At 59.0% G+C, this 26,500-nt stretch carries 24 protein-coding genes and 1 pseudogene; 16 read left to right on the top strand and 9 right to left on the bottom strand.

Translation table 11 applies throughout. The annotated features are described in order from the left end of the window. Window positions 1-2: 2 nt before the first annotated feature. Both ACLIRY_RS19295 and ACLIRY_RS19290 read right to left on the bottom strand, forming a co-directional pair. Entirely contained in the window at window positions 3-347 is a 345-nt protein-coding gene (locus tag ACLIRY_RS19295) for a rod-binding protein (RefSeq protein ID WP_413207056.1), read from the bottom strand. Continuing rightward, window positions 347-1,486 (bottom strand): flagellar basal body P-ring protein FlgI, encoded by a 1,140-nt coding sequence (locus tag ACLIRY_RS19290; protein WP_413207161.1) that lies wholly within the window; start codon window positions 1,484-1,486, stop codon window positions 347-349. The genes ACLIRY_RS19295 and ACLIRY_RS19290 overlap by 1 nt, the downstream gene beginning before the upstream one ends. Window positions 1,487-1,889: 403 nt before the next feature. On the opposite strand from ACLIRY_RS19290, the gene ACLIRY_RS19285 reads away from it, so the two are divergent. Next, the gene (locus ACLIRY_RS19285) at window positions 1,890-2,327 is read left to right on the top strand and encodes a flagellar assembly protein FliX (RefSeq protein WP_413207055.1); all 438 of its coding nucleotides are present in this window, start codon (window positions 1,890-1,892) and stop codon (window positions 2,325-2,327) included. 177 nt (window positions 2,328-2,504) lie between these two features. After that, window positions 2,505-2,921, top strand: coding sequence for an RNA polymerase-binding protein DksA (gene dksA / locus ACLIRY_RS19280; RefSeq protein WP_413207054.1), 417 nt, complete (start codon window positions 2,505-2,507; stop codon window positions 2,919-2,921). Between the two features lie 624 nt (window positions 2,922-3,545). On the opposite strand, the gene ACLIRY_RS19275 is transcribed toward dksA, so the two are convergent. The 5 genes from ACLIRY_RS19275 to flgF form a co-directional block, all read right to left on the bottom strand. Next, on the bottom strand, window positions 3,546-3,905 hold the full coding sequence (locus tag ACLIRY_RS19275) for a flagellar biosynthesis regulator FlaF (RefSeq protein ID WP_413207053.1): 360 nt from the start codon (window positions 3,903-3,905) through the stop codon (window positions 3,546-3,548). Between the two features lie 345 nt (window positions 3,906-4,250). Continuing rightward, a complete protein-coding gene (flgH, locus tag ACLIRY_RS19270) occupies window positions 4,251-5,018 on the bottom strand; it encodes a flagellar basal body L-ring protein FlgH (protein ID WP_413207052.1) in 768 nt (255 codons plus the stop codon). Window positions 5,019-5,167: 149 nt separating this feature from the next. Continuing rightward, on the bottom strand, window positions 5,168-6,256 hold the full coding sequence (gene flgA / locus ACLIRY_RS19265; protein WP_413207051.1) for a flagellar basal body P-ring formation chaperone FlgA: 1,089 nt from the start codon (window positions 6,254-6,256) through the stop codon (window positions 5,168-5,170). Window positions 6,257-6,406: 150 nt separating this feature from the next. After that, window positions 6,407-7,195, bottom strand: a complete 789-nt coding sequence (flgG, locus tag ACLIRY_RS19260; RefSeq protein ID WP_413207050.1) for a flagellar basal-body rod protein FlgG — start codon at window positions 7,193-7,195, stop codon at window positions 6,407-6,409. 38 nt (window positions 7,196-7,233) lie between these two features. After that, window positions 7,234-7,971 (bottom strand): flagellar basal-body rod protein FlgF, encoded by a 738-nt coding sequence (gene flgF, locus ACLIRY_RS19255; RefSeq protein ID WP_413207049.1) that lies wholly within the window; start codon window positions 7,969-7,971, stop codon window positions 7,234-7,236. A 363-nt stretch (window positions 7,972-8,334) separates the two neighbouring features. On the opposite strand from flgF, the gene ACLIRY_RS19250 reads away from it, so the two are divergent. The 10 genes from ACLIRY_RS19250 to ACLIRY_RS19205 all read left to right on the top strand — a co-directional run bounded on the left by ACLIRY_RS19250 (window position 8,335) and on the right by ACLIRY_RS19205 (window position 20,752). Beyond that, a complete protein-coding gene (locus tag ACLIRY_RS19250; RefSeq protein ID WP_413207048.1) occupies window positions 8,335-8,910 on the top strand; it encodes a flagellar basal body-associated FliL family protein in 576 nt (191 codons plus the stop codon). Window positions 8,911-9,003: 93 nt separating this feature from the next. Next, window positions 9,004-10,179, top strand: a complete 1,176-nt coding sequence (fliM, locus tag ACLIRY_RS19245; RefSeq protein ID WP_413207047.1) for a flagellar motor switch protein FliM — start codon at window positions 9,004-9,006, stop codon at window positions 10,177-10,179. A 2-nt stretch (window positions 10,180-10,181) separates the two neighbouring features. After that, window positions 10,182-10,928, top strand: coding sequence for a DUF6468 domain-containing protein (locus ACLIRY_RS19240; RefSeq protein ID WP_413207046.1), 747 nt, complete (start codon window positions 10,182-10,184; stop codon window positions 10,926-10,928). A gap of 18 nt (window positions 10,929-10,946) precedes the next feature. After that, window positions 10,947-11,714, top strand: coding sequence for a MotE family protein (locus ACLIRY_RS19235; RefSeq protein ID WP_413207045.1), 768 nt, complete (start codon window positions 10,947-10,949; stop codon window positions 11,712-11,714). Window positions 11,715-12,114: 400 nt separating this feature from the next. Beyond that, window positions 12,115-12,504, top strand: coding sequence for a response regulator (locus ACLIRY_RS19230; protein WP_413207044.1), 390 nt, complete (start codon window positions 12,115-12,117; stop codon window positions 12,502-12,504). A gap of 221 nt (window positions 12,505-12,725) precedes the next feature. After that, window positions 12,726-13,454, top strand: coding sequence for a protein phosphatase CheZ (locus tag ACLIRY_RS19225; protein WP_413207043.1), 729 nt, complete (start codon window positions 12,726-12,728; stop codon window positions 13,452-13,454). Window positions 13,455-13,697: 243 nt separating this feature from the next. Next, the gene (locus ACLIRY_RS19220; protein WP_413207042.1) at window positions 13,698-14,420 is read left to right on the top strand and encodes a hypothetical protein; all 723 of its coding nucleotides are present in this window, start codon (window positions 13,698-13,700) and stop codon (window positions 14,418-14,420) included. Continuing rightward, window positions 14,417-15,094, top strand: coding sequence for a flagellar motor protein MotB (locus tag ACLIRY_RS19215; protein WP_413207041.1), 678 nt, complete (start codon window positions 14,417-14,419; stop codon window positions 15,092-15,094). The genes ACLIRY_RS19220 and ACLIRY_RS19215 overlap by 4 nt, the downstream gene beginning before the upstream one ends. After that, the gene (locus ACLIRY_RS19210) at window positions 15,091-18,705 is read left to right on the top strand and encodes a tetratricopeptide repeat protein (RefSeq protein WP_413207040.1); all 3,615 of its coding nucleotides are present in this window, start codon (window positions 15,091-15,093) and stop codon (window positions 18,703-18,705) included. Before ACLIRY_RS19215 ends, ACLIRY_RS19210 begins: the two co-directional genes overlap by 4 nt. A 253-nt stretch (window positions 18,706-18,958) precedes the next feature. Then, entirely contained in the window at window positions 18,959-20,752 is a 1,794-nt protein-coding gene (locus ACLIRY_RS19205; protein ID WP_413207039.1) for a methyl-accepting chemotaxis protein, read from the top strand. A 271-nt stretch (window positions 20,753-21,023) separates the two neighbouring features. Here the strand turns inward: ACLIRY_RS19205 and ACLIRY_RS19200 are convergent, their stop codons facing one another. Beyond that, window positions 21,024-21,779 carry a TetR/AcrR family transcriptional regulator gene (locus tag ACLIRY_RS19200; protein WP_413207038.1) on the bottom strand — a complete coding sequence of 252 codons (756 nt, stop codon included), beginning with the start codon at window positions 21,777-21,779 and terminating at the stop codon, window positions 21,024-21,026. Between the two features lie 164 nt (window positions 21,780-21,943). Between ACLIRY_RS19200 and ACLIRY_RS19195 the strand changes: the two genes are divergently transcribed. From ACLIRY_RS19195 to ACLIRY_RS19185, 3 genes are all read left to right on the top strand, one after another. Then, the gene (locus ACLIRY_RS19195) at window positions 21,944-23,425 is read left to right on the top strand and encodes an efflux transporter outer membrane subunit (protein ID WP_413207037.1); all 1,482 of its coding nucleotides are present in this window, start codon (window positions 21,944-21,946) and stop codon (window positions 23,423-23,425) included. Window positions 23,426-23,915: 490 nt separating this feature from the next. Continuing rightward, entirely contained in the window at window positions 23,916-24,356 is a 441-nt protein-coding gene (locus ACLIRY_RS19190; protein ID WP_413207036.1) for a hypothetical protein, read from the top strand. Continuing rightward, window positions 24,353-25,681, top strand: a complete 1,329-nt coding sequence (locus tag ACLIRY_RS19185) for a relaxase/mobilization nuclease domain-containing protein (RefSeq protein ID WP_413207035.1) — start codon at window positions 24,353-24,355, stop codon at window positions 25,679-25,681. Before ACLIRY_RS19190 ends, ACLIRY_RS19185 begins: the two co-directional genes overlap by 4 nt. A gap of 14 nt (window positions 25,682-25,695) precedes the next feature. Here ACLIRY_RS19185 and ACLIRY_RS19180 read toward each other — a convergent pair whose 3' ends face one another. Next, window positions 25,696-25,965, bottom strand: coding sequence for a hypothetical protein (locus ACLIRY_RS19180; RefSeq protein WP_413207034.1), 270 nt, complete (start codon window positions 25,963-25,965; stop codon window positions 25,696-25,698). A gap of 119 nt (window positions 25,966-26,084) precedes the next feature. Between ACLIRY_RS19180 and ACLIRY_RS19175 the strand changes: the two are divergent. Beyond that, a pseudogene (locus ACLIRY_RS19175) lies at window positions 26,085-26,500 on the top strand (IS66 family transposase); the annotation flags it as partial.

Below are 26,500 nucleotides of genomic sequence, written 5' to 3'. Positions count from 1 at the left end.
GGTCAGGCCTCCTGGTTCGCAAGCATCACTTTCATGACGGAATCGGCAACTCCGATTCCCCCATTCTTAGCGACCATTTTACCGTATTCTTGAACCATCATCGACCGCCAAGTTTTTTCGGCACTTCCGCCGCCAAACGGACCGCCGGTATCGATGGTCTCGAACATGGGTTCCAGCATTTGGGAGAGGAACATCGCCTCGAAATCCTCCGCCTTTTCGCGGGCGGCCTCCAGATCCTGGTTCTGCCCCTTGCCGGACGCAGCTTGGGCGGCCAAGGTCCTGACCTTCCCTGCCATGGCGTTGGAGAGGGCATTCAAACCCGTATTTGTCAGGCTGTCGGAGGTCATCACAACACCTCGATTTCTGCTTGAAGGGCGCCCGCGGCTTTGATTGCCTGTAGGATGGAGATCATATCGCGTGGTCCTACGCCCAGCGCATTCAGACTGTTAACCAAATCCTGCAGGTTCACGCCGCCATTGACTACGGTCAATTTCTTGTCCTTGTCCTCGTTCACCTGAATATCGGTACGGGGAACCTCGACGGTCTGCCCCACCTGGGCAAAGGGGGAGGGTTGGGAAACCTGGGGTGTCTCGGTGACACGGATGGTCAAGTTCCCCTGGGCGATGGCTACGGTGTTGATGCGGACGTTCTCGCCAATCACGATGGTCCCCGTTGCTTCGTCTATAACAACCCGGGCAACGACGTCAGGTTCCACCATCAATTGCTCGATATCGGTCATAAGGGGAACGACATTTCCCTCATAGGGACCCGATACGCGCACCAGCACCGTGCCCGGGTCAAGGGTGCGGGCCTGTTCAGAGCCAAGGAAGGCGTTGATCGCCTGTGTCACCCGGCGGGCCGTGGTGAAGTCCGGATTGCGCAGGGCGACCTTGATACTTTCCATACTGCCCAGATCGAACGGAACTTCCAATTCGATCAGGGCACCGCTGGGAATGCGACCACTGGTGGGCACGCCCTTCTGCACGGTTGCGGCGGCGCCTTGGACCTTGAAGCCGCCCACCTGCACCTGTCCCTGTGCGACGGCGTAAACCTCGCCATCCGCGCCGATCAGCGGCGTGACGGCCAGGAAGCCGCCCTGCAGGCTGGTGGCTGTGCCCAACGCGCTGATGGTCACGTCGATGCGCGACCCCTGGCGGGCGAAGGGGGGCAGGGTGGCCGTCACCATCACGGCGGCCACGTTATCAGGCTTAAGGTCACCTTCGCGGGTGTTGACGCCCATGCGTTCGAGCATGCCGATGAGCGACTCCTTGGTAAAGGTGACGTCGTCAAGGTTGTCTCCGGTGCCATTCAGGCCCGCCACAAGTCCATAGCCAACCAGGATGTTGTCTCTGACGCCTTCAAAATCGGCGATATCCTTGATGCGCGAGGCCGCTTGGGCCCCAGGGACAGGCAGCAGGGCGAGTGCCGCGACAACAGTCAGGAGCTTGGCCATCAGTCGCCCGGCCTGTGCGACTCGCAGGACCATAGCCGTCTGCCGACCCGTTTTCAGGGTTCGGTGGGGGGGGCGATCCGCCTTCGTGGTTTTGATCCAGGACAGCATGGCCGTCTTCCGTTTACAGGTTTGTGTGATCCGCGTTTCTGCACGGCGCCTTAGGGCGCTCTGATACGCCGGACGGACCGACGCGGTTCCCTTCATGCGAACCGCGTGCCAAGGCGCCGATATCGAAAACCTGCGGGTTCAAGCCGGTTTCTTGTGAAAGTGTGGCGCAGAATTGTGGTGAAACTGGGCAGAAACTGCCGGGCAGGGGGGCGGATTTTCCCCTTTCGCGGCCTTTCTGTGGCTCCTACAGTAAGACCCGGCTAAGACCCGAGGTATTTATGAAGGTCGCTCCATGCGGGCGGCCAGGGCTGGAAGGACCCGCGCTCCCATGAAAATTGGTGGTATACGCACAGGCGAGACTCGGTCCACGAAGAAATCCGACAAGGGGGGGAAGGCAGAAAAAGGGGCCTTCGACCGCGAGCTACGCGGGCTTCTGGACGGTGACGGGGCCGCCCCCCTGGAGGGAGCCGGTCCCTTGTCGGGGATCGATGGCTTGCTGGCTCTTCAGGAAACCGGTGGCGTTGGCGTGGTGGGCGACCGGGAAGGACGCCAACGGCAAGCCCGGCGCGGATCCCTGATGCTCGATCAGTTGGAAAAGGTCCGCCTGGGATTGGTCGATGGGGTCATTCCCAAGGCTGAATTGGTGTCTTTGGCTCGGACCCTTCGGGAGGGGCGGGAGAGCAATATGGATCCCGATCTGGCATCGGTCATGGGGGAGATTGAGTTGCGCGTTGAGGTTGAATTGGCCAAATTGACCCGTCGATGACGTGGGCTTGGGTGCTGTTCTGAGGGAATTTCGGTAGGACAATGGAATGATTTGAAAAGTTCCTTCTCTTCGCCTCCGGTCAAGGGGCTTGCAGCGCGGAGGCGATCCCCCTATATTCCCGCCGCATCCGAAAGGGTGTCTTTAGTTTTTAGACTCAGCCGTGGGGGGGTATCTGGGATGGCCGTGACACTTCCGCCGGACTATAAGCCGTCCGACGACGAGCCGTTCATGAACGAAACGCATCGGGAATACTTTCGATTGAAGCTGTTGCGTTGGAAGAGTGAATTGCTACGTGAAGCAGAGGGAACTCTGGAGAACCTCCAAGAGGGGGGAGTGCAGGAGGCCGATATCGCTGACCGGGCCTCGACCGAGGTGGATCGTGCCTTGGAACTGCGGACCCGGGATCGGGCGCGCAAACTGATCGCCAAAATTGATGCGGCTATTGGCCGGATCGTGGATGGATCCTACGGTTATTGCGAGGAAACGGGTGAACCCATTGGGTTGCGCCGCCTTGAGGCCCGACCGATCGCGACCATGAGCCTGGAAGCCCAAGAGCGTCACGAGCGCATGGAGAGGACGCATCGTCAGGATTGAGTAATGCCTGGAGCGGTGGATTTCTCGAAGCCCAACCCGAAATGACTCCCATTCTTCAATAGATTCGTCATTTCGATGGAGTCGTCGTCCTTCCTGTGCAGGCGAGACTCCAGGCTGGGAACGGGTAACGGAGGCAGAATCCGCGACACCAGTGCGTTTGAGCGCTGACATCAACCCCGGGTTCCCGTTTTCACGGGTATGACGGGAACCTTTGAGGTCTCGTCATGAAGTTTGGGTTGGGCAATCAGATATGAAAACGGCGCAGGGTCTAATCCTTGCGCCGTTTTCATATCCAGATTGTTCGGGACTTGCTCTAGAGTATTCCGGGATCACGTTGAACCTCTTTGCGGTCACGGTCCATGACAAGTGGTGTTTTCCCGACAGGGGGCTTTGCCCTGCGTTTTTCGGCTTTTGAAAGAGACAGAGTATAAAAGAAAAATGGGGGTTTGGGGGCATTTGCCCCCAAATGGGTTTGGACTATTGCCCAAAAAAAGCACGAGACACTGTTGTGTATCGTGCTTTGCGGCCCAACTTGGCCTCGAAGGTACTCTAAGCTCTAAATAATTAGAGTGAAAGGGGGCCAGCTTGTTCCAAGCTGATCCCCTTTCACTCTAGCCTGTCGGGTTACTGTTGCCTTTCGGCCCGCTCCTTTCCTTCCAGCAGTCCTTCGGCGATTTGCAGGTTGGTGTGGATCAGCGATTCCACGCTATCGGTGGCGAATCCATCCCGCATTTCAAAGGTCTTTTGGGCCGCGTAATGGCTCAGTTGGATCAGATTGTCTTTCACCTCTTTAGGGAGTTTGTTTTCCTCCTTAGAAACGAGAGTCCGAATGGCCACCCATAGGTGCAGGTTCCGGTCCAGAGCATCGGCGAGCGCTCTGTCGTCTTTCTTTTCCAGCGCTTGGGACATGGCCACGGCCGCCTCTGTCAGGGCGTAGGCGTCATCCTCAAGCATTTTGGTAGGGCTGGTACCATCGACCGACATTCTAAACCTCCCTCCGCGCCGGAAGAGCTTCCAGGTGGAAAAGGGAAGCGTCCATTCGGCTGTTCATTGAAGAAATTGGGAAACAGAAACCGGTCTGCCATTTTCTGCCATTTATTGTCTCGACCGGTAAAAGCACATCAAATCTACCATAGTCTGGCCTGAAGCGAAATCCCCGAAAGGTGGTATATGAAGGTGACAATTACCCAAGGGGTTCGGGTCGGCAAAATCGAGCTGCGACTTTGTGCGACATGAAGGGCAAAAAAATGGGGGATTGCCAGGCAACCCCCCATAAGGTGCTTCCCGAGATGGGGCGTGGTTACCCATACCCCATCTCGGGAAGTCGGATCAGAACGGAAAGAGAATGTCGTAAATTTGTTGGCCGTAGCGCGGTTCAACCATATCGGACACAGAGCCTCGGCCGCCGTAGCTGATCCGGGCTTCGGCAATCTGATGCCAGAAGATGGTGTTGTCTGACCGGATGTCTTCTGGCCGGATCACACCGGTTACAGTCAGCTCACGGAGCTCGCCATTGACGCGGACTTCCTGTTTGCCCGCGATAACGAGATTGCCGTTAGGCAAAATTTGCAGCACGACAGCAGCAAGACGCATGCTGACGCTTTCTGAGCGGGTGATGCCGCCTTTTGCCGTATGCGAGCCTCCGCTACCGAAGGAGGTCAGGCTGGAGGGATCGATGCCATCAGGCAAAAGATTGGCGAGCTGAGACTCGTAGCCTAGAAAAGCGGTGAGATTGGCGTTTTCATTGTTATCCCGGGTGCGGGAGATATCGCTGTCGAAGGTTGCGCCTTCGTTGGAGATGGCCACGATCACCGTCAGAATATCCCCCACTTCTCCGGCCCGCTGGTCCTTGAAGAAGGCACGGGCTCCGGGCCGCCAAAGGCTGTTCGGATTGGGTTGGGCGACCACCGGCGCAGGCATGGGCATGCTCACGGGACGGTAATCTTTCTTGAGGGTGGGATTCTCCGTCTCGCTCAAACGCGGAGGCTGTCCGATCTCGGAGAGCCGTTTGAACGTGGTACAGGCGCCCAGGGAGCCCAGGGCGGCGACTAGGAAGACTGCTTTGGCGAAGGCCTTGACTGTTGTGCTGTTGACCATTGATCCGATCCTTTTTTCGTGTCCCAGTCCGACTTTTCGCTCGTTTTCGGGTCTCAGTCGGTTGATCTGGGAGGCCCGTTTTCGGGCTTTTGGGTTATCCGTCATCCACCGCCCGTTTTGGGTCTTGTGGGGGATAGTTTGCCGCCGATTTATCGGCTGGCCGTTTGGGGATTCCCGACGCTGGGAATATGGACAATGACTCGGTTGGGGCCGGCGACGGTGGCGAGAACCACTTGGTTCGACGCGGTGTTGGACACGCGCAGGGTTTCCCCCTGTCCAGCGGCCTCCATGGCCCGCCCCTGGGTGGTCAATGCGATGCCTGGCATGCGCAGTTCCATGGTGACCAAGGCCCCTTTCTCGACGACGATGGGGTTGATGACGCTGGATATGCGCACCGGTTCGCCATCGCGCAGGAAAGTACGGGGAGACTGGCCAATCAGGTTTTCTGCATCAACAATGACGTCCTTGGGCAGTCGGTCCACGCGCATCCGGATGTATTCCAGGTCGTGGGCATCGATCACCTCGGTTCGGGATATGCGGCGCAGGGGGACGGGGATCTCGCGGGTATCGATGATACGACCTGACAGGCGCAGCTGTTCAGCATCGGGAGACCCGGCGAGGGCCTCGACCACGGCGGAGAAGCGGCCGGTGGAGGGGTCGTACTGGTCCTCAGAGACACTAATGTTCATTGGGGAGCCGCTGGGAATGGTCAGGGCCCTTTGGGCCGTCGATAGGGTGATTTCCCCGTTTTCGGGGGCCCCGTGGCGTTTCAGGGTATGGCGCAGGGCGGACAGAATGTCTTCGGTGGGGACGGTCGTTCCTGGGCGGGTTACAACAGCCTGAACGAAGGACCCCTGGGGATGCCAATCCAGATCGTTGGCCTGGGCCGTGCGGTTCAGCCAGTCCGCGTCCAGGATGGCAGTGCGACCGGCCTGGGGCGATCGGGCAACGGGGATGGTGGCTCGATCACCCACACCTGTGAAGAGATCGCCAAGGGTAATATACGGGCCTTCAACGTCCGAGGCCTGGATCAAATTGATTGGCTGACCGGGAATGGGTAGCGCCTGATTGAAGTTGCCCATTGGCATATCCGCCGAGGGAACCTCGTTGGCCAAACTGGGGGAGACGAGACCTGCAGCGATCGGCCCCAGGACGACTGTCAGGCCAATCATGGCCAGACGAACCAGTCTGAAACCAGAGAGGCGACGGGAAAGATGGAGGGAACGGGGGCTGGTCATTTGAAGGGTCTCCCTACCGCAGGTGGCTTTAGAGTATTCCGGGATCAAGTTGGGTCGCTTCGCGACCAAACTTGGCCTCGAAGATACTCTAAAACTTATAGAATGAGAGTGAAACGGGGCCAGCTTGACTCAAGCTGATCCCGTTTCACTCTAGGACTTCAGCCGCGAGACGGTGGACATCATTTCGTCGGAAGTGGAAATTACCTTGGAGTTCATCTCATAGGCCCGTTGAGCGCTGATCAGCTCAGTGATTTCCGAGACGACGTTGACGTTGGAGGTCTCCAGGAAACCTTGCAGCACCGTTCCGTAGCCCGCCGATCCGGGAGTTCCGGTGGTGGCCTGGCCGGAGGCTGCGGTCTCGAGTAAGTAGTTGTCGCCGATGGCGTTCAGTCCGGCCTCGTTGGCGAAGATCGCTGTGTTGAGCTGACCGGCCGAGGTCATGGTCGTTGTGCCGTCCAGTTTGTAGAGCACCTCGCCAGAGGTGTTGACGGTGATGGAGACCGCATTGGCGGGAATGGCGCTGATCCCGGAAACCCGGTATCCGTCGTGGGTCACCACCTCGCCGTCGGCAGACAGCTGGAAGGACCCGTCTCTGGTATAACCGGTTTCGCCCGATGGCAGGTCGATTTGGAAATACCCGGGACCTTGCAAGGCCAGATCCAGAGAGTTGTCGGTGCTGAGCAGGCTACCCTGTTCGGTGATGCGATAGACCGCTGCGGTTTTTACACCCAGTCCCAGCTGTACACCTGTGGGGACGATGGTGCCCGTATCAGAGGAGTTGGAGCCCGCCCGCCGCAGGTTTTGGTACAGCAGATCATGGAATTCCGCCCGCCGCCGTGTATAGGCGGTGGTGTTCATATTGGCGATGTTGTTGGAGATGACTTCGACGTTGGTCTGCTGAGCCAACATGCCGGTCGCGCCGATGTTCAAGGATCGCATGGTTTTCTTCCCTCTTTTGCGTCGCGGCCTGGGTTTGTCTAATTGGTACCGGCAAGCACACCGTAGGCTTTGCCTTGCCGGTCGTACTCGGTTTCGATCAAATTGTTGGAAGCCTCGTAGGCCCGCTGAACCTGGATCATATGGGTCATTTCCACGATCGGGTTCACGTTCGATTTCTCGATCATGCCCTGCTGCACTCTGAACTCGGTGGCTGCCTGGGGCTGCATATCACCCGGATCGAGAAGGCCGCCACCGACCCGTTCCATTTTGTTGGGGTCATCGAAGGTCGCTAGGCGAATCTTGCCGACCTGACCGTTTTCCGTGGAGACGGTGCCGTCAGACCCGATGGAAATCTCGGTTTCATTCGGTGCCAGGATCAGGGGCGTGCCCCCTTCGGTCATCAGGGGAAGGCCTTCTGCGGTCACCACTTGGCCATCTGGGTTCAAAGTGAACCGGCCAGCCCGGGTATACATGGGACCCACCTGGTCCTGGACCTCGAAATAGGCATCGCCCTCAATCGCGAGATCCAGGGGGTTACCCGTGTGCTCCAAGGCCCCGGGGCGCAGATCCCGGTAGGATCCCTGGTCCTGGGTGAAGGCCAGTTTCTCTGGCAGCCGGAAGTCACTGTCCCGGGTTTGGATCAAATACTCGGAAAACATCGGCTGTTCGCTCTGATATCCCGTCGTATTCATGTTGGCCAGGTTGTTGGAGACCATGTCCAGTTCCCGCCATAATGCGGTTTGACGCGATAACGCGATATAGGATGTGTTTTCCATCGTTCGATCCGATCCGTCCTAATACCATGTCCCGGAAATCTTTTTTTCCCATCAAAATCATCGGCTTTTGGCCAGGGAAGTGGAAATCCAGAACTTGGGCGGTTGTGATGCATTGATTGTGCCAATTTGGTAAAATATTGTTTTATAAGGAATTATAGTAAGGGTCTTGGGGGTGAGGCGGGGGGTGAGAGGGTGGTTGCTGCCGGGTGAGGGCGGCAAAAAACTCCCACCGGCTGTTTTTCCTCAACATCTTCTTAACGAAGGAGACCTAGGGTAAGCTCAGGCATTGGCAGAGAAAGGCTCGCCCGAGGGGCTGGAACCGGGCCAGGATTCTTTTCAGGACCGCGAGGACGGAACAGGCGCATGGCCGAAGACGATCTGGAAGACGAGTACGAGGACGACGCCGAAGATGAAGGCGCGGAGGAGCGTGGCAAAGGGGGTGGCAACAAGAAGAAACTGCTGTTGCTCATTCTGTTGCCTTTGCTGTTGGTCATTGGTGGCGTGGCCGGGGCCTACTTTGCGGGTTTGATGGATCCCGTTCTGGCCATGTTCAGCGGAGCAGACAGCACGACGCCTCCGGCGGAGGGCGACGCTCCCACAGAAGGGGGCGGAGATGGAACTCCCGGTCCCAATGGCGCCATATTCTATGATCTGGATCAGATCGTTGTGGATTTGAACTCCAGTGGGCGTAAGCGGTCCTATCTGCAGATGCGGTTGAGTCTTCAGTTGGAAAGCCAGCAGGATGTCCTGCGTGTGGAGGAGGCGATGCCTCGGATCATGGACAATTTCATCAGTTTCCTGCGGGAGCTGCGGCTGGAAGACCTTCAGGGGACTGCAGGGATGTACCGCATTCAGGAAGAGCTCTTGATCCGGGTAAACACCGCTGCTGCTCCCGCCCGGGTGAAGGACGTTCTGTTTAAGGAAATGATGATCCAATAAATGTCATCTGACTGGGTCAATGTGAGGTTTCTGGTTCGTATATGAACCATAATGTGAGGTTTCTGGTTCGTATAAGAACCATAAGGAGTTGCGATGGTTCCGGCAGACGAGGATCCCGATAAGGAAGTCAGCCCTGAAGACGAGCAAGCCATGATGGCCGAATGGGAAGCCATGATGGGGGACGAGGGGGATGATGGCGCCGATGCCGATGGCGGAGGGGACGGTGATGCCGTCGCTTCCGAATGGGAATCCATGCTCGGTTCGGATGGCGGAGACGACGGCGGTGGCCCCGCCGTGGAGGGGACCTCCGCCCGGGTGTTGAACCAGGAGGAAATCGACAGCCTGCTTGGTTTCAACGAGTCGGAGGAGGCTTCCGCCGACAAATCTGGAATCCAGGCCATCATTTCTACGGCGCTGGTTTCCTATGAGCGGTTGCCCATGCTGGAGGTGGTCTTCGACCGTCTGGTGCGCATGATGTCAACCTCTCTTCGGAATTTCACCAGCGACAACGTGGAAGTCTCCCTGGACAATATCCAATCCTACCGATTCGGTGATTACCTGAATTCCATTCCCTTGCCTGCCATGCTCTCGGTTTTCAAGGCAGAGGAATGGGACAACTATGGTCTGTTGACCATCGATTCTTCCATGATCTATTCCATCGTCGATGTGTTGCTGGGAGGGCGACGGGGAACGGCGGCCATGCGAATCGAAGGGCGGCCCTATACAACGATCGAACGCAATCTGGTGGAACGGCTGGTGCATGTGGTGCTTGCGGACCTTTCGGCAGCCTTTGACCCCCTGTCGCCGGTGACTTTTCGGTTTGATCGACTGGAAACGAACCCCAGATTCGCGACGATTTCCCGGCCTTCTAACGCTGCGATCGTCGCCAAGCTGCGCATTGACATGGAAGACCGCGGTGGTCGGCTGGATATGTTGATTCCCTACGCGACCCTGGAGCCTGTTCGTGAGTTGCTGCTGCAGATGTTCATGGGCGAGAAGTTCGGTCGTGATAGCATCTGGGAAACCCACTTGGCCGAGGAAATGTGGTCGACCGAAGTGTCGATGGAGGCCATTCTGGACGAAGTGCATATGCCCCTCTCCAAGATCCTGAACCTTCGGGTCGGGTCCCAGGTTATGTTCAACGCAACACCAGAGTCGACTGTGCAGCTTCGCTGTGGTGATGTGCCCATGTTCGAGGGAAAGATGGGGCGACAGGGCCAGAACATTGCCATTCGGGTTGACAATAAACATCAGCGGGGGAAGTCGTGACCATGCCCTGGCAGCTCATACTGGACATCACCGTCGCCATTCTCCTCTTGGTTTTCATTGCCTACGCTGTTGCCCTTTCGCGCCAACTTAAGGAGTTGCGCAAAAGTCGGGATCAGATGGAGCGGGTTATCAAGACCTTCAACGAGGCTACAGCGCGAGCCGAAGCGGGGATTCCCCGTCTGCGCAAAACTGCCGAAGAGGCCGGTCGTGCCCTGGATGAACGTGTGGCCAAGGCCCGGACCCTGCGGGATGATCTGGCCTATATGGTGGAGCGGGCGGACGGTATGGCTGCCCGCCTGGAAGGCTCTGTGCGCTTTGCACGGGGCGAATCGAAACCCTCGGCCAAGGATGGTCGTGTTGCTGAAGGACGGAATGGTGAAGGGAAGGGGAGCGAGGCCAGAGGTGTTGAACCGCGAGGGGTCGAGCCCCGGGGCTTGGAGCCGCCGCAGGGGGGCGAAGCCCGAGGTGGGGCGGGCGCTGCTGGTGTTGAGGCTTGGGCCCGCAGCGCAGGCGCCGATCAGGATGCCCGTTTGACAGCCGCTCGCCCCCGTCCCCGTGTTCGCGCTGATTCGGGAGACCGCGCGATATCCACTGCGGTTGATGGTGGTCGCGGGCCTCTGGGTGGCACGCGCCCTCTCGGCGGTCTAGGCGTCGAGAGACCCAAGTCAGCGACCGGGGAAGCCGGGATGGACGACGAACGGTCCGAGGCGGAACGGGAGCTCTTACGCGCCCTTCAGTCTGCCCGTTGACCGAGAAAGGGACGGAAAATGTCCGGTTTGCCGAAATTGCGCTTGTTGCCCGTGCTGATTTTCATGGCGGTTTTGACCCTGTCTGTTCGGATCGGCGTGGTTTGGAACGGTGTTGAGGAATGGCGTGTGGGCCAGTCCGAAGCCATGGCCCAAGCGAATGTGCCTGCCAAACCCGCACCATCCGCCGCATCGAATCCCGCCGCACAGCAAGTCGCCCAGGCTTCCCCTCCCGCCGGAGGGGCGGATCCGGCTGCCGTGCCACCCGATGGACAAACGCCTGCAGACGGTCAGCCTCAGGCTGCACCGGACATGCCGCCGTCGGAAGTGGGAGGTCTGGACCGGGAAAACGCTTCGGCCTTTACCCAATCGGAAATCGATCTCCTGCAACGCTTGTCCGAGCGGCGTCAGCAATTGGAAGATCGGTCGCGAAGTCTGGACCAACGAGAAGCCATGATGCGCGCTGCGGAAGGGCGAATCGACCGCAAAATCGCTGAAATGAAGACACTGGAAGATTCTATCCAGAGTCTGTTGAAGAAGCATGACGAGCAGGAAAAGCAGCGGCTTGATCGGCTGGTGAATATTTACAAAGTCATGAAGCCCAAGGATGCTGCACGGATTTTCGACGATATGGAGTTGCCACTGATCGTCGATATCTTCATGCTTATGTCTGAACGGAGCACGGCCCCGATTCTGGCTCAAATGACGCCGGACAAGGCGCGGGCTGTGACACAGGAGCTTGCCCACAAACAAGCCCTTCCCGAACCGGGGGTGCCTGTGAAGGGGTAAGGCGATTCGAGAGGCGTTGGGGATGACCCTTAGGCTTTGGCCCTGGTTTTGGGACCCCCAGGGTTTGATCTTGGTGGTGCGAATGCCTTCAATGCGGTTGTCTACCGGCTAAGAAAGTGGATCGTTCAATTTGGTGGGGCCTAATCGCTAGGTCCAAAGGAATGTATCTCTGGACGAAAGGTGAATTCTGTAGCACTCTGGGGATCACTTGTATCCAAGGTTTTCAAGGCTCGTCGGTAGATTCGAGCCGTGCTTGCTGCTTTGTCCCCTTTGCCATACTGGAAGAATTGGGGTATCTAAGGGACAAGCTTTTCCGTTGAAGTCTGTCACAAGCGCTTCACACGAAACGACGACCGGCTCCGGTTCAGGAGGCGGAGGTAGAGCCAACTAGGGGTGACGCATGGCCGTAGATAAAAATATGAAGATCCTGATCGTCGATGACTACAAGACGATGCTGCGCATTATTCGCAATTTGTTGCGCCAGCTCGGCTTCAATAACATCGACGAGGCCATGGATGGGAGCGCTGCGCTGCAGATGTTGCGCACCAACGGAGGATACGGATTGGTGATTTCTGACTGGAATATGGAGCCGATGACCGGCCTTCAACTCCTGAGGGAAGTGCGCGCAGACGCGAAGCTGAAGGCCATGCCTTTCATCATGGTTACAGCGGAATCCAAGTCGGAGAACGTGATCGCTGCGAAGGAAGCCGGTGTATCCAACTACATCGTCAAGCCGTTCAACGCGGAAACTTTGAAGATGAAGATGCAGAGTGTTATTGGCGAATTCTAAGGCGGAATGACCTGGGTCCAGGGCCCGGTTTCAGGCTAAGCGTCACCGAAACCGGGTCCAGTCGTATTGTGGTTTCCGAGCGTGTTTCGGCTAATCCACCTCGAACCCTGTTCCAGGCTTCTCAGGATGTGAGCCTGCAGATGATCTGTCAGGCTCTGATTCCCCTGATGGGGATGACCAGGATAGACCCCGCTATAACTTGTGGGGCGGGGAAGGGGTGTATGACCAAGGACACGGAGAAGAGCCCTCCCAAGGGCGGAGCAAAGGTCATTGTCGAAGCAGCGGATCCCAAGCAGACCCTGGATCAAATTCTAGAGCATTTAAAACACAACGAGACCGTCGGGGACCTGACCGATTTGCTCTGTGTTCTGCGCGACTCTCTGAGCGGTGGAGCCGGTGGGCAGGAGCATATTATTGAGGAAATCCGCGCCCTGTCCGGTTTCATTGATGCTGCACGAGAAGATCTCGCCGCCCTGAGACCCAGAGATATCCAAGAGCGGTTCATTCCAACGGCCTCCGACGAATTGGATGCCATTGTCCAAGCCACAGAAACAGCGACCCACGATATCATGGATGCGGTGGAAGGCTTGGAGGATTTGGCCGCAGGTCTTACAGAAGAGCAGTCCGATGTCCTGAGCCAGGCAACCATGCGCATCTATGAGGCTTGTACCTTCCAGGACATCACCGGACAGCGGATCACGAAAGTGGTCAAAACCCTGAAGTCAATCGAAGAGCGGGTCGATGCCTTGCTCGACACCTTTGGTGGTGTTGATGTGAACCTCTCCGGTGACCTGGAGCAGGGCGGTCCCGCACAAGTGGATCGGCATCGCCGGAATGTCTCGGCAGAAGGGGACAAACCAGAAGATGCGGCCCTGCTCAATGGGCCCGGCATGGCGGGAGAGGCCATGAACCAGGACGATATTGATGCCCTGTTGAAGGGCATTCAATGAGAGGTTTTCTAGGAAAAAGTGAGTTCATGCTCAACCCAGAGGAAAATTCAACCTCACTAGGTTTTCGTCATCCGGAAAAATAAGTTAGATTAATCTTCCGTTTAGCCAGTGCCGGTACCCTTCGGAAGGACACCTGCCCGACTGACGGGTGGTGCGAAAGAATGAGGTTGGGTATTTCGTGACGCGACAATTCTGTATTTTTTGGCTTTTCGACCCTGTCCCATCTCCGAAAAGGGGACGCAGGTGAACATGGACGGGATGCATCGGGATGGTGAAGAGCAGGCGGGGCTTGGCGGGTCACGCTCCCTGTTCCTGTCGTTATATCTGGTGCTCCTCGCCTTTTTTATTGCCCTGATTAGTGTATCGACCTTCGAGGAAAATCGGACCCGTGCCGTGGTCGATAGTCTTTGGTCCACCTTTTCCGGTCCCAAGGGAATCCCCCAGGACCTTGTTTTTCCCAGCCAATCGGGCCTACTTTTGGGAGCGGCTCGCCAGTTTTTCACCGAGTTGGGCAGTCTTTTTCAAGCGGCCATCCCTGCTGCGAAGATTCAAGAAATGACCGGTGGGTCCGTTTTGGAAGTCACCTTACGGGGAGACGCCCTGTTCCGAGAGAACAGCGCGGACTTTCGACTCGGCCAGTTTTCTTTCGTGGATCGACTTGTCGCAGCCCTGTCGAGTGCGCCCGCAGGGGTGCGCCGCCATATGGACGTGTCCCTGAGCACCGGTGGTGCGAGCAATGCGATGTTGCCCGGACCGACCAGCCTGGAACAACGTCGGGCGGCGGCCTTGGGCGCCCTGTTTATGGGGCGAGGGGCGCCTCCGGACGCCCTGGGCATCGGCTTGGTGCCGGGACCTATCGGTCTGATTGTCCTGTCCTTTCGGGTTTTGCCTGAGGGCGAGGGGCAGACCGGAGAGGACTGGCGGGATGAGAGGAAAGCCTTGGAAGAGGGGAAGGGTGGACGATGATTGATCCGGACACCCGTTTGGCTGATATCCAAGCCGTGACCGCGGGAACCGCCTCCTCCCGGGATTCGGCCATGGGGATATGGCTGGTCACTTTCGCGGACTTGGTGCTTTTGCTTCTGGCCTTTTTCGTGATGCTGTTCTCCATGTCGTCCCTTGACCGGGATTTGGTGGAAAAGGTGGCCGCAATCCTTCCCACCCGCGCGGAGATGCCCTTGGACAGGCAGAAGGAAACGGCCCGGGCGACACATAATATCGCCGGGTTTGAACCGGGGCGCGGGGCGCCTGCCGAGTATTTGGCGGCGGTGTTGCGCGATGGGTTGGACCGGGTGAAACCTCTGCGGGATGTGACCGTGACTCTCCATGGGGACAATGTGTTTTTGACGCCACCGGATTCCCTGTTCACGGACAAGGGGGACAAAGAAGGGTTGGCCGCACTTGCCATGTTCATGGACCGTTTGGACAACCGGGTGTTGATGGTTGCACAGCGGGACCCCAGTGCTCTGACCAAAGGGAGCGCGGCCTGGGCTGAGGCTTTGGCACAAGCGAGCGCTGCGGCGGATCGTCTCCGCCAGGCCGGATTCAGCCGAACCATGGTTGCCCAAGTGAGACCGGCCCTAAAGCCCGCCGACAAGGGATTGGTCCTGTTGGTGACCGGCGAGGCCACAAGCCAATGACGCGCACCATCCGCCATTCACCGGTCTATTTGGCTGTGATCTTTTGCCTTTTTCTGGGCGTTGGTCTTCTCCCGATGCGCACCGCTGGGGCGCAGGAAGTGCGAGCGGGCCAGCACGACGGATATGGGCGGTTGGTTTTCGACTTTCCCGGCCCCGTCACCTATACCGCCGATATCCTGGGCGGCGCGTTGATGGTCCAATTCGACCGCCCCATGAACGCTGACTTGAGTAACGTGCCCCAAGCCCTGGACCGCTATCTCTCCGGTGCCCGGGTCAGTTCCAACCGGATGGTTGCAACCTTTCCGTTAAAGGGTGACTATCGCTTGCGTGCCATGACGATCGGGGACGATGTGGTTCTTGATCTGTTGGATCCACCGGGAGCGGCGATCACCCAAAGCACTCTGCCCAAGCCCAAGCCCTCAGCCTCCTCGCCCAGGGTTGGCGTTCGCAGTGGCGAGCATGACGGGTATTTTCGGGTGGTCTTCGACTGGCCAAGGGAAGTCCCCTATACGGTGGATGGGGGGCGGGACAAGGTTGGAATTCGCTTTAAGGCTCCGGGACGCATCAACCTTGGTCCATTGAATGCCGATCTGCCCGATGGCATGAAAGGGGCTGCGGCGAAATCGAGTGCCAATGGCCTTGTGGTGACCTTACCGGTGCCGCCGGGGGGATCCTTCCGCCATTTCCGCAGCGGAAACAGCGTTGCCGTAGATTTGGTCTACCCGACTGATAGAGGTGCGGCGCAGACCGTGGCACGTCCTGAGGCACCCGCCAAGACGGGCTCCAAAGCGACGGCAGAAGCCAAACAATCCGCCCCTCCGGTTCCTCCTCCCCCACCGTCCCGCAGCGGACCACCGCTCCCGGTGGAGCCTGATGTTCCCGGAGCGCAGCGACCCGCAGAAACAGCGGCGCAGCGACCCGCAGAAACAGCGGCGCAGCGACCGACGGACACCGGGACTCTGGCCCAAGACGAACAGGGGGCCGTTCCCTTGCCTCCCCCGCGTCGCGCGGCCGAGCCGAGGGAACCGTCAGCCTCCGCTGATCCGCCGCCGCCCCAGGAGGCCGTCCCTGCACCCCTTCAGGCGACCCGCGATGGTGAAACCGGAACGGGGGTTCCACCTGCGAGCCCGCGACCGAGCCCGCAAGCCAAGCCACCTTCGGTTATCGGCGCCGGCGAGACCAAAGCTCAAAGCCCCGTGCCTGGCGTGGAGATGCTGATGGATGCCCGGGCGCGGGAGGGTGCCACGGTTCCCCTGCCGCCGGACGAGGCTCTTTATACGCTGTCATTTTCCTGGGATCGGCCCACTGCGGCGGCGGCTTTCCGTCGTGCGGGCTACCTCTGGGTGGTTTTTGACCGGTACCAGGAAGCGGATATTCGGGCCCTGCGGGTGACCGGTGGCGATGCCGTGAAATTCGCCGAACAGGTGGACATTGGCCCCGGCGCCACGGCGGTTCGGTTTATCGTCGATCCCGCTTTCAATCCCAGTTTCCGCCGGGAAGGATTGCTGTGGATCATGGATCTACAGCGACAACCCTTGCGTCCGAAGATCCCCATCAATGTCACTCCCCAGCCGCGGTCTCCCATAGGCCCGCGCCTGTACCTGCCCGTGGCGGAAGGGGGGAGTGTGGTCACGTTCCGGGATCCGGAAGTGGGGGATACGCTGATTGTCGTGCCCGTCATTCCCTTGGGCATGGGCATTTATCCCACCCGGTCTTACCCGGATGTGAACCTGCCGGTGACGGCCCAGGGCGTGGTGGTGGAACCGCTGAGCGAGGGGGTCACCGTGCGCTCCAGCCGCCAGGGTGTGGAGATCACGGCCGAAGGCGGACTGCGCCTGTCCCGGGATGCCCAGGGCATGGAAGCCCTGGCCCGCCTGGGCGATGGGGAGTTGTCCTCCATCTTCGATATCGCCAGTTGGAAGGGGGATCCGAATATACCCTTCTCTGAGCGTCGGGACCAGATGATGGAGGCGGTGACTCTGGCGCCAACCAGTCGGCGCAACGACGCCCGCCTTGGATTGGCTCGGTTCCTCTTCGCCAACGGCTATGCGGCCGAAGCTTTGGGCGTGCTGCGCACCATTCTCTATTCCGGTGCGACGGAATACGAGAACCGTCCCACGTTCCGGGCTATTCGGGGCGGATCGAACATGTTGATGGGGCGCTATACCGAAGCCGTGAACGACCTGTCCCATCCCAGCCTGTCCGACGTGGACGAGGCCGCCTTCTGGCGGGCCGCAGCCCAGGCCCAATTGGGGAGTCCGGAGGTTCAGGCCGGAGTACTGGAGGCCGCAGGTGGCATCATAAATGACTATCCGGACAGTCTGCGGGTGCCCCTGGCTCTGATTGGGGCAGAGGCGGCGATCGCCGCAGCCAATGACCTCTCTGCCCATAATTTCCTCGAAGCGGCCACTCTGCCCAGCAACACCATTCACCAAAAGGCGGAATTAGCCTATCTGGAGGGCAAGCTGCGGGAATCCACCGGTGCCTATGATGATGCACTGGAAGCCTACAATACGGCCGAATCCTTCAATTCTATCAAATGGACCCCCTTCGCCAAGCGGGCTCGGCTGGAGTTGGAATACCAACTCGACCGGCTGCCCTTGGATGGCCTGATCAACGGGTTGGAGCGCCTGCGCTTCTCCTGGCGGGGGGATGATTTTGAATTCTCCCTGTTGCGACGTTTGGCTCAATTGTACCTGGATGCGAAGGACTACGGTGCGTCCCTGCGGATGCTCAAATTGGCCGCGACTTATTTCGAAAATCGACCGGAAGTGGCCGAGGTCACCGACGAGATGTATCGGATTTTCGAGGACCTCTATCTGAATGGGAAAGCCGACGAGCTGTCGCCGATCACGGCCATCGCCCTGTACGACGAATTCCGTGAACTGACACCGGCTGGCGAGAAGGGTGACGAGATGATTCGCAAGCTGGCCGACCGGCTGGCCAAAGTGGACCTTCTGGAGCAGGCTGCCACCCTATTGGACCGCCAGATCGAGACCCGCTTGACTGATGTGGGCGAGGAACGGTCCCGGGTAGGGGCCCGGTTGGGTTTGGTGCGATTGCTGAATGGACAGCCGGAACTGGCCTTGAAGGCCCTTCAAGCAACCAGCGCCGACGATCTGCCCAAGGAGCTTCAACGCCATCGAGACCACTTGGAGGCTCGGGCATTGGCAGATTTGAACAAACCCAACGAGGCCATCTCGAAGCTGGAAGGCGACGACAGCAAGGATGCGCGGATTCTGCGGGCGGAAATCTATTGGAAGGCCCAGAACTGGCCCATGGCGGCCAGTGCGATCAGCGAATTGGTTGATCCGCCAGAGCGGGGGCAAACCCTGTCCAACGAGAGTGCGTCACGCGTTCTGGACTGGGCCACGGCTTTGACCCTGGCCGGGGACGACGCCCAGGCCGCCTTGTTACGCCGCCGCTACCTGGACGGCATGAAGGGAACCGATGTCTACGAAGCCTTCGATCTGATTACCTCTCCCGGAGAGCGGGGTGTTCCCGATTACCGCAAGGTCAATGAAAAGGTGGCTCAAGCCGATAGCTTCCGCTCGTTCCTGTCCAGCTATCGGGATCGGTTGAAAAGTGAAGGCCTGAGCACGCTGAACTGATTGGAGCGGCATGGTCTCCAGGAGACCATGCCCGAAGGCACTCTAAAATCACTAGAATGAGAGCGCAAAGGGACCAGCTTGACTCAAGCGGGTCCCGTTGCGCTCCCGTCGCCGTCACAATAACCTGATTGAATTTGTCTGTTTTTACCGCTCGGATCGGCTTGAATCCCTGGCGTCCGCCCTCTAGTCTCTTTCTCAATGATAAAAAAAATTTCTGGAGAGACGTCTTCCCTCTTGGTAAGGGTATAGACAAATGGATGGTATCGATTCCATGATTGGCGACCTGGGCGCACCCTTTTCACCCCTCAGTTCCCGCGAGTCGTCTCACCACGAAAGGGGAGGGGAAGATTTGTCACGGGGCATTTCGGCGTCCCTTGCACATACCGGACACCTGCTGCGCTTTGCCAAGACCCAGGGGGAGAGCCAGGATAGCCTGATGCAGGAGATCGATGCCCGCTCGGCCAATTTGCGGGCTGGCTTGGTGGAGACCCAGCGGAACATCGAGACCAGCACCCGGACAGCAAGCGAGATTCAGGAGGCCACTCGCGCTTCTGTGGAAGCCAAGACCGAGTCTATCCGCATTAATCTGGAGCGGATCAATGCTGAGCTGCAGGCCAAAGCCGAAGGGGCGGTCAAGGTTTTGGGCGCGATCGAGGACATCGGGAAGGGGATCAAGCTCCTCGCTCTGAATGCTGCCATCGAGGCTGCCCGCGCTGGAGAGCATGGGCGAGGATTCGCCGTCGTCGCCAAGGAAGTTGGCGCCTTGGCCCAAAGCACTATGCGGCGGACCACCGAGGCGGTGGATTTGATCGACCTGTCTGGCGTCACCCGTGCTCTGCTCGACACAATTGGGACGGTCGGCACCGACCTCGACACCTTGGGACGTGATATTGAAGGCTCGCTGGGAGCCCTGCAAACCCGGTTTTCCCAGATGTCGGACCACCTGGAAAGCCTTGGTAACCATAACAAGGTGGTATTCGAACTGCTCGACGCCAGCAAGGGGGCGTCATCACGGACCAGTGAAAAGGTCATTCGGGCTCTGAATGTCACCCGCTCTGTGGAAGATTGCCTCAAGAGCGAGACAGCCTCCGAGGCGCGGCTGGGGCAGTTTCTCCGGGCCAACCATATCCATGACGATCCTGCTTATGACCGGCTGGCCGCGATCAAGGCCCGGGGCAAGATCCGGGTTGCGGTAGAACCGGCCTTCACCGGGTTATCTTTCCGCTTAAAGCCGGGAGATCCCCTGCGCGGTCTCGACGCCGATTACGCCCGGGCTTTTGCTAACTGGCTGGGGGTGGAATGCGAATTTGTGGAGTACTCCTGGGACCTTCTGACGGAGTTGCTGTTTGTCGGACGGAAACCGGGGGAGCCGACAGCCGACATCGTCTGGAGCGGTTTGCCGCCCAGTTCCTTCTTCCAAGGAATTGCCTATTCGGAAACGTATACCTACCTGGATTTTTCCCTCTGTCGCCGGGCTGGAAATACGGCCATTCGGCGCCTTGCGGACTTGGATGGCAAGGTTTTGGGGATTATCAACGACCCGGCGGCCTTCACCGTGTTGGAAGCCCAAGGACTCCGTTGGGTCGGCAATGAGAACAAACCCGGAGGGGTGGCCCGTGTGGCGAATTTGATCGCGTTCAGCGATCAGACCCGGCTCCATGATGCTTTGGCCGATGGCGCCGTGGACGCTTTTGCAGTGGATCGGCCCATCTTCCATTGGGCCGCAACCAACCCGGAAAGCCCCTGGTACAAGCGGTTGGAGGTGGTTGGTGGCCTGTTGCCCCACCCCTACTATTATGCGGCGGCGGTGGCCGCCGAAGCGTCGTCCTGGAGCCTGTTGCGGGCGGTGAACCAGTTTATCACCGCTTTCCGGACGACCCCGGAACGCCAAGCCATTGAACGGTTGTGGCAGGGAGAAGTCCTTTCCCACACTCTGACCTATCGCGACGAACCAGGGAACCTGATCGGAGAGCGGGAGCTTGCACCCATCTACGCCGCGCACTGCCGGAAGTTCAACTTGCCCCAAGCGGATACCCTTTCAGTCTAGAGTGCTCCGAGATCAAGTTGGGTCCCTTCTTGGCCATGGTACAACGACAGTGTCTCGTCTTTTTTGGGCGATTGCCCAAGCCCATTTGGGGGCCAATGCCCCCAAACCCCCCTTTTTTTAGCGCGGGGTCTGGGGCCTTTCGGCCAATACATGCCCGGGGTCTGGGCCCCAGTGGGGGATGGGGCAAAGCCTCGTGACTGGACATACCCACTGCTGTGCACTGTGCTTCTTGACCCAACTTGGCCTTGGAATACTTCAGGCAATATCTCCATCATCTCAAGGCGCGGTTCCGGTGGTCGGCCAAGGTGCCGGGCAAGATTGGGGACAAATTCGATCGCGGCATTGCTCCGGAGAGGAACAGGCGGATACAGTATTCCTGGTGGGCAATCCGCTCGGCATGGCTTTCTTCGTGGTCCGGCGAACCCGGTCTTAGCGGTGGGGCGCCGAACATCATGTCCATCAGCATCCGTGCTGCCCCTGCGGTGTTTTCCACATGAAGCCGACCTCTGGCGCGTTGGTCGACCATCCAATCCGCCAGGAGACGTCGGGCTTCGCCGATACCGTGGCGGTGAAGGGCCTCGCCGATTTCCGGATGGCGGGGAGACTCCGTCATGGTGATGCGAACAAAGGCCATGCGGCGGCGTTCCTCCTCCGCATCGATATCCAGACGGAAAATGACGGCCAGGGCTTCATCAAGTGGAAGGTCCTCCTGATTTTGCTCCATCGGCAAGGCGAGCATGGTGCGTCGATGGTCGGCTACGAGCGCGGAAAAGAGATCAGCTTTGCTGGAGAAGAGACGGTATATGGTCCGCTTGGACATTCCGCAGGCATCTGCGACCCGGTCGGTGGTGGTGCCCGCGTACCCTCGGTCGAGGAATATCTCCCTGGCTTTGGCCAGGATCGCCGCCCGCCTTGTGGCATCGCTCAGGGCCTTGGGCCGTCCCCGTTTGGCACGCTCAGGAGGATCGTTTACGGTACCAGATGTGGTCTTTGGACGAAAACCGTCGGGTGCATTCCGTTGATCCATGGGGCATCTCCAATCATGACGCTGTTGTAATTGGTCGCCAATTGACAGACCTGTCTCTTCCAAAGATGTTGAAACTCATTGGTTTCCAAAACAAGTCAAAAGGCACGATGATGGGTGGATTTAATCGCTCTGCGGTATCAGGAGTGGAGGCCGGAAAGGGTGTCATGACGAAGAAGAGAGCCCTTTTGGGATCGGCGATCGCGGTGATGCTGCTCGCGGGCTGTGCCGTAGGACCCGAGTATGAAACGCCCCAGGTGAGCATTCCCAGTCTTTGGGCCAATGACCAAAATGCCCCGGCACCTGTTCATTCGGTGTCCGACGCGTCTGCAACGATTGCTCGGGAGGCTTTGGCTGTCTGGTGGACTCGCATGGGGGATCCCCTGTTGGACGATCTGGTGAGTCAGGCAGTGGAGGGAAATCTGGACGTAGCCTTGGCCAAGGCTCGGATTCGCGAGGCTCGGGCGGCACGGGACAAGGCCGTTGGCGGACTTTGGCCCTCCGGTGGAGGGACAGGGGGGCTTTCCAAGGCCAAAACGGGTACTGCGCCGTCGACGACCAGCTTTTCCCTGGGGCTTCAAAGCAGTTGGGAATTGGACCTTTTCGGGGCCAACCGCCGCGCGGTGGAGGGCGCAGATCGCACGGCTGAAGCGGCAGAGTGGGACCTGCGCGCCACTTTGTTGACCTTGATTGGTGACGTGGTGCAATCTTATGTGGATGCCCGGGAAGCCCAGGCCCGACTGGCCCTCTCGCGGGACACTTCGGTGGCACAGGGTCGGACTGCGGATCTGACGCGGATCCTGGTTCAGGCGGGGTCCTCGACTGCTGTGGATCTGCGCAAGGCGGAGGCGGCGGCGATTAGCGCCGAGGCCGATGCCTTGGCCCACGAAACGGATTTCGCCAAGGCGGCACACCGCTTGGCGGTTCTGTTGGGCAAGGACCCCGAAGCCTTGATTGTGACCCTGACCGAACCCCGGCCCATTCCCATGCCCAAGGAGCCATTGCCAGCGGGCATTCCCGCCGAGGTCCTGTCCGTCCACCCCACGGTTCAGAAGGCGGAGCGGGAATTGGCCAAGGCAACGGCAGCAATCGGCGCTGCGGAAGCGGGCCGCTACCCCAGCGTCAGTCTGACGGGCAATCTTTCGACTTCCGCTGTCCGGGCGGGGGATTTGTTTTCTGCGTCTTCCCTCAGTTGGGCTATTGGCCCTTCCATCAGTCTGCCCCTGTTCAATCAGGGGGCGTTGGCGGCGGCGGTGACAGAGGCGGAAGCCCAGCGCGACCAAGCCTTGGTCGCCTATCGACAGGCCGTTCTGACGGCTCTGGAGGACGTGGAAAACGCCCTTGTCGCCCTGTCCCGGGAAACCTCCCGCCTTGAAAGCCTGCGACAGGTTGCGGCGGCCTATGGGGATTCCGCAATTCTGTCCCGGGAGCTTTATCAGGCGGGAACGGCGAGTTTTCTGGACGTGCTTGATGCCGAACGCTCCTTGTATTCGGCGCAGGACGCGGTTCTTCAGTCCGAGGCGGCCATTGCTGCGGATCATATCGCTCTGGCCAAGGCCCTGGGCGGAGGCTGGGATGGGGTTGTTGAGGCCGCTAGACCAGAAGTGGTGGACGAAAAGACGGGGCCTCGCTTTGCCTTCCCGCTGTAGTGTGGTTGGCTGCAGAATACGACACCGCACAGTGCAGACCCACCATCCGAGATGCTGAACCGGCGTCCGGACCAAATGCATGGGGCAGGGTGCGTCAGGGTAAGGTATTTGTTTTGAACGGAAGGCAGAACCGGAGAGTGGGAGGCCAAAATTAGGCGCCTCCGGTTCCACAAGGGTGTGATCCGGACCTCGGAGAGCACGCCTACCTTGCCTGTCTGAAGCACCAAGTGGCGGTGAGCGCCTGCCTTCAGAGAGGGAAAATTGTGGAGGGGATCGGACACCGTCCGAACCCGAGACAAGCGGCCGACCGGCCGCCGGGCGAAGCCCGCCCCATCGGAGGCGGTCGCGAAGCGACCTGCCGCGAGATATGGAAAATGGTGGACTGGGACGGAGATGATGTGAACGCTCTGTTGGCGGTTTTGGAGGACTGGGATTTGATCCTCCGGGCGGAGGGATTGGACCGTCATCCGCTGATCCGGGGGCCTCGGCCATGACCCGCACGAGCCACCCGGTGCGGGAGAAGACGACGCCATTCACCATCCGCTTGACGGGCGAGGAACGCTCAAGCCTGGAACGCCGGGCCGGAAGCGTGGCGCTCGGCACCTATATCAAGGGCGTGCTGTTTCAGGATGCCGGGGAGCGCAAACGCCGTGCGCTCCGATCTCCGCTCAAGGATCAAACGGCCCTGGCCGAAGTGCTGGCGACTCTCGGCTCCAGTGGCATTGCCGAGCATCTGGCCTCCCTGGCCCATGATCTGCGGCATGGTGTGTCTCCCGATCAGGACGCAGCCGATAGGATGGATGCGGCTTGCCGGGATGTTCTGGTGATGCGCTTGCTTCTCCTGCAAGCGCTTGGCGTTCAGGTGGAGGGGATCGGGGAAGACGACTCCCTTGCCGCCCGCTTTAACCGGAGCTCCGGGAGCGAATCATGATCCTCAAGGGCTCCCAACGCAGCGGCGCCAAGCAATTGGCGCTGCATCTGCTTAATGAGCGGGACAACGATCATGTCACCGTGCATGAGGTGCGGGGCTTTGTCGCAAACGATCTGCTCGGCGCCCTGACCGAGGCCCATGCGATTGCCAAGGGCACCAAGTGCAAACAGTTTCTGTTTTCGCTGAGCCTGAACCCGCCCAAAGAGGTGATAGCGGGCGAAGAGGATTTCCGCAAAGCGGCGGATCGAGCTGAACAGAAACTTGGCCTCACAAACCAGCCCCGTGTTCTGGTCTTTCACGAGAAGGAAGGACGGCGCCATGCGCATGTCGTCTGGTCCAGAATTGATCCCGCCACCATGACGGCGATCAACCTGTCCTTCTTCAAGGAGGAGCTGACCAGTCTGTCCCGTGATCTGTATCTGGAGCATGACTGGACCTTGCCCGATGGTCTCCGCCGGGATGGGGGTAAGAGCCCGTTGAACTTCTCGCTGGCCGAATGGCAACAGGCCAAACGGCTCAAGCTCGATCCCCGGGAGATCAAGCAGAGCTTTATCGAGGCATGGCAACGCTCGGACGATGCCAAGTCCTTTGCAACGGCCCTGCTGGACCGGGGGTACTTTCTGGCCCGTGGGGATCGGCGGGGCGTGGTCACCCTCAATATTCATGGCGAGGTGTTCGCCATTCCCCGATGGACGGGCCTACGGACCAAGGAGGTCCGGGCACGGATCGGTGATTCGGAATCTCTGCCCTCGGTCCATGAGACACGGGAGCGGATCAAGGGATTGGTCACGGACAAGCTCCACCACTTCATGAACGAGGCGGACCAACATCATGCCGCCCAGCAACGCCCGCTCACCGATGAGCGGGCTGCCATGATACGCCGTCATCGTGAAGAGCGAGCCACCCTCACGCAGGATCAGGCGACACGGTGGCAAGAGGAGCAACAGGTCCGGGCCAACCGCTTCCGCAAAGGGCTGCGGGGTCTGTGGGATCGTCTGACCGGAACAACTGCCGCTATCCGTAAGCAGAATGAACAGGAACGGTGGGAGCACCTGACCCGGGATCGTGAAGAGCGGGATGGGCTGGTGGTCACCCAGATGAAAGAGCGCCAAGCCCTGCAAGAGCGGATTGTCGCTTTGCGTCGCAAACACACTCAGGATCGCCGTATCCAGACCCGGGAAGTCGCTGACTATCTGCGAGAGATGGAGCGCCGCAAGGATCAGGACACCAAGGAACGGGAGCACGCCAAAGAACGGACACCGAATCATCCGAGGCCCCACCGCCGTCGTTCCGGCAATCCCTATGACCGAGGATTCTCACCGTGATGTTGTGAGTGTTTTTAAATCAATGCACGTGCGTTTGTTTTGGCACTCGCATCTAATAGAGCTTGAGAAATTCTATTTAAGTTATGGCTCGCATGAAGATCATAAAGAAAATCTCCAGAGCATGTTGTTATGTGGCGGACATTTCTTAAGCCTTGCCACAAATCTCCACCAGCAAGTTTGATCGCATAGGTTATTTGATCAACACTGAGCCACCATGTCGACATTGCAAAGTCAAAAACTGGATCGTGTTGAGATGGTGGAGATCGATCACCGATTAATTTCAAGTCCTCAGAAATCCCATCTAGTTTCTTGTTGATTGACAGTGTCAATTCCCGAAACGTAATTGCTCACGGGGTTGGCGAAATCGGTTGGCTGACGGCCTGGGTTGTGATTCAACCTTTGTATGAAAACGCCCCGGACATATCGACTTAGCGAAGCGGAGAAAGACGCCTTGCTGCTTGAGCAGGCGGTGCTGATTGAGCATTTATCGGCCCGGGTGACGGAACTTGAAGCGGCGCTCAAGAAGCCGAAGAAGACCTCATCGAACTCCCATACCCCGCCGTCCCAGGATGGTCCTGGCCGGAAAAACCGGAAAGACGATAAGGCAGGCGCCCAGAAGAAGCCCCGCCCTTCGCGCCCCGGTGTCGCCCGGGCCTTGAGTGACAATCCTGACCAAACGGAACGCTGTGTCGCTGAGGTCTGCCCCCATTGTGGGACGACGGCTTCAGTGGAGGGACAGCGGTGCCGTCATCGCTACGATCATATTGAACTGCCCGAAATCCGTCCGGTGGTGACGCGGATCGAACTGTTCGGAGGGCG

The organism is Rhodospirillum sp. A1_3_36, from assembly GCF_047263945.1.
Taxonomy (GTDB): domain Bacteria; phylum Pseudomonadota; class Alphaproteobacteria; order Rhodospirillales; family Rhodospirillaceae; genus Rhodospirillum.
This window is presented reverse-complemented; position numbering and strand designations above follow the sequence as displayed.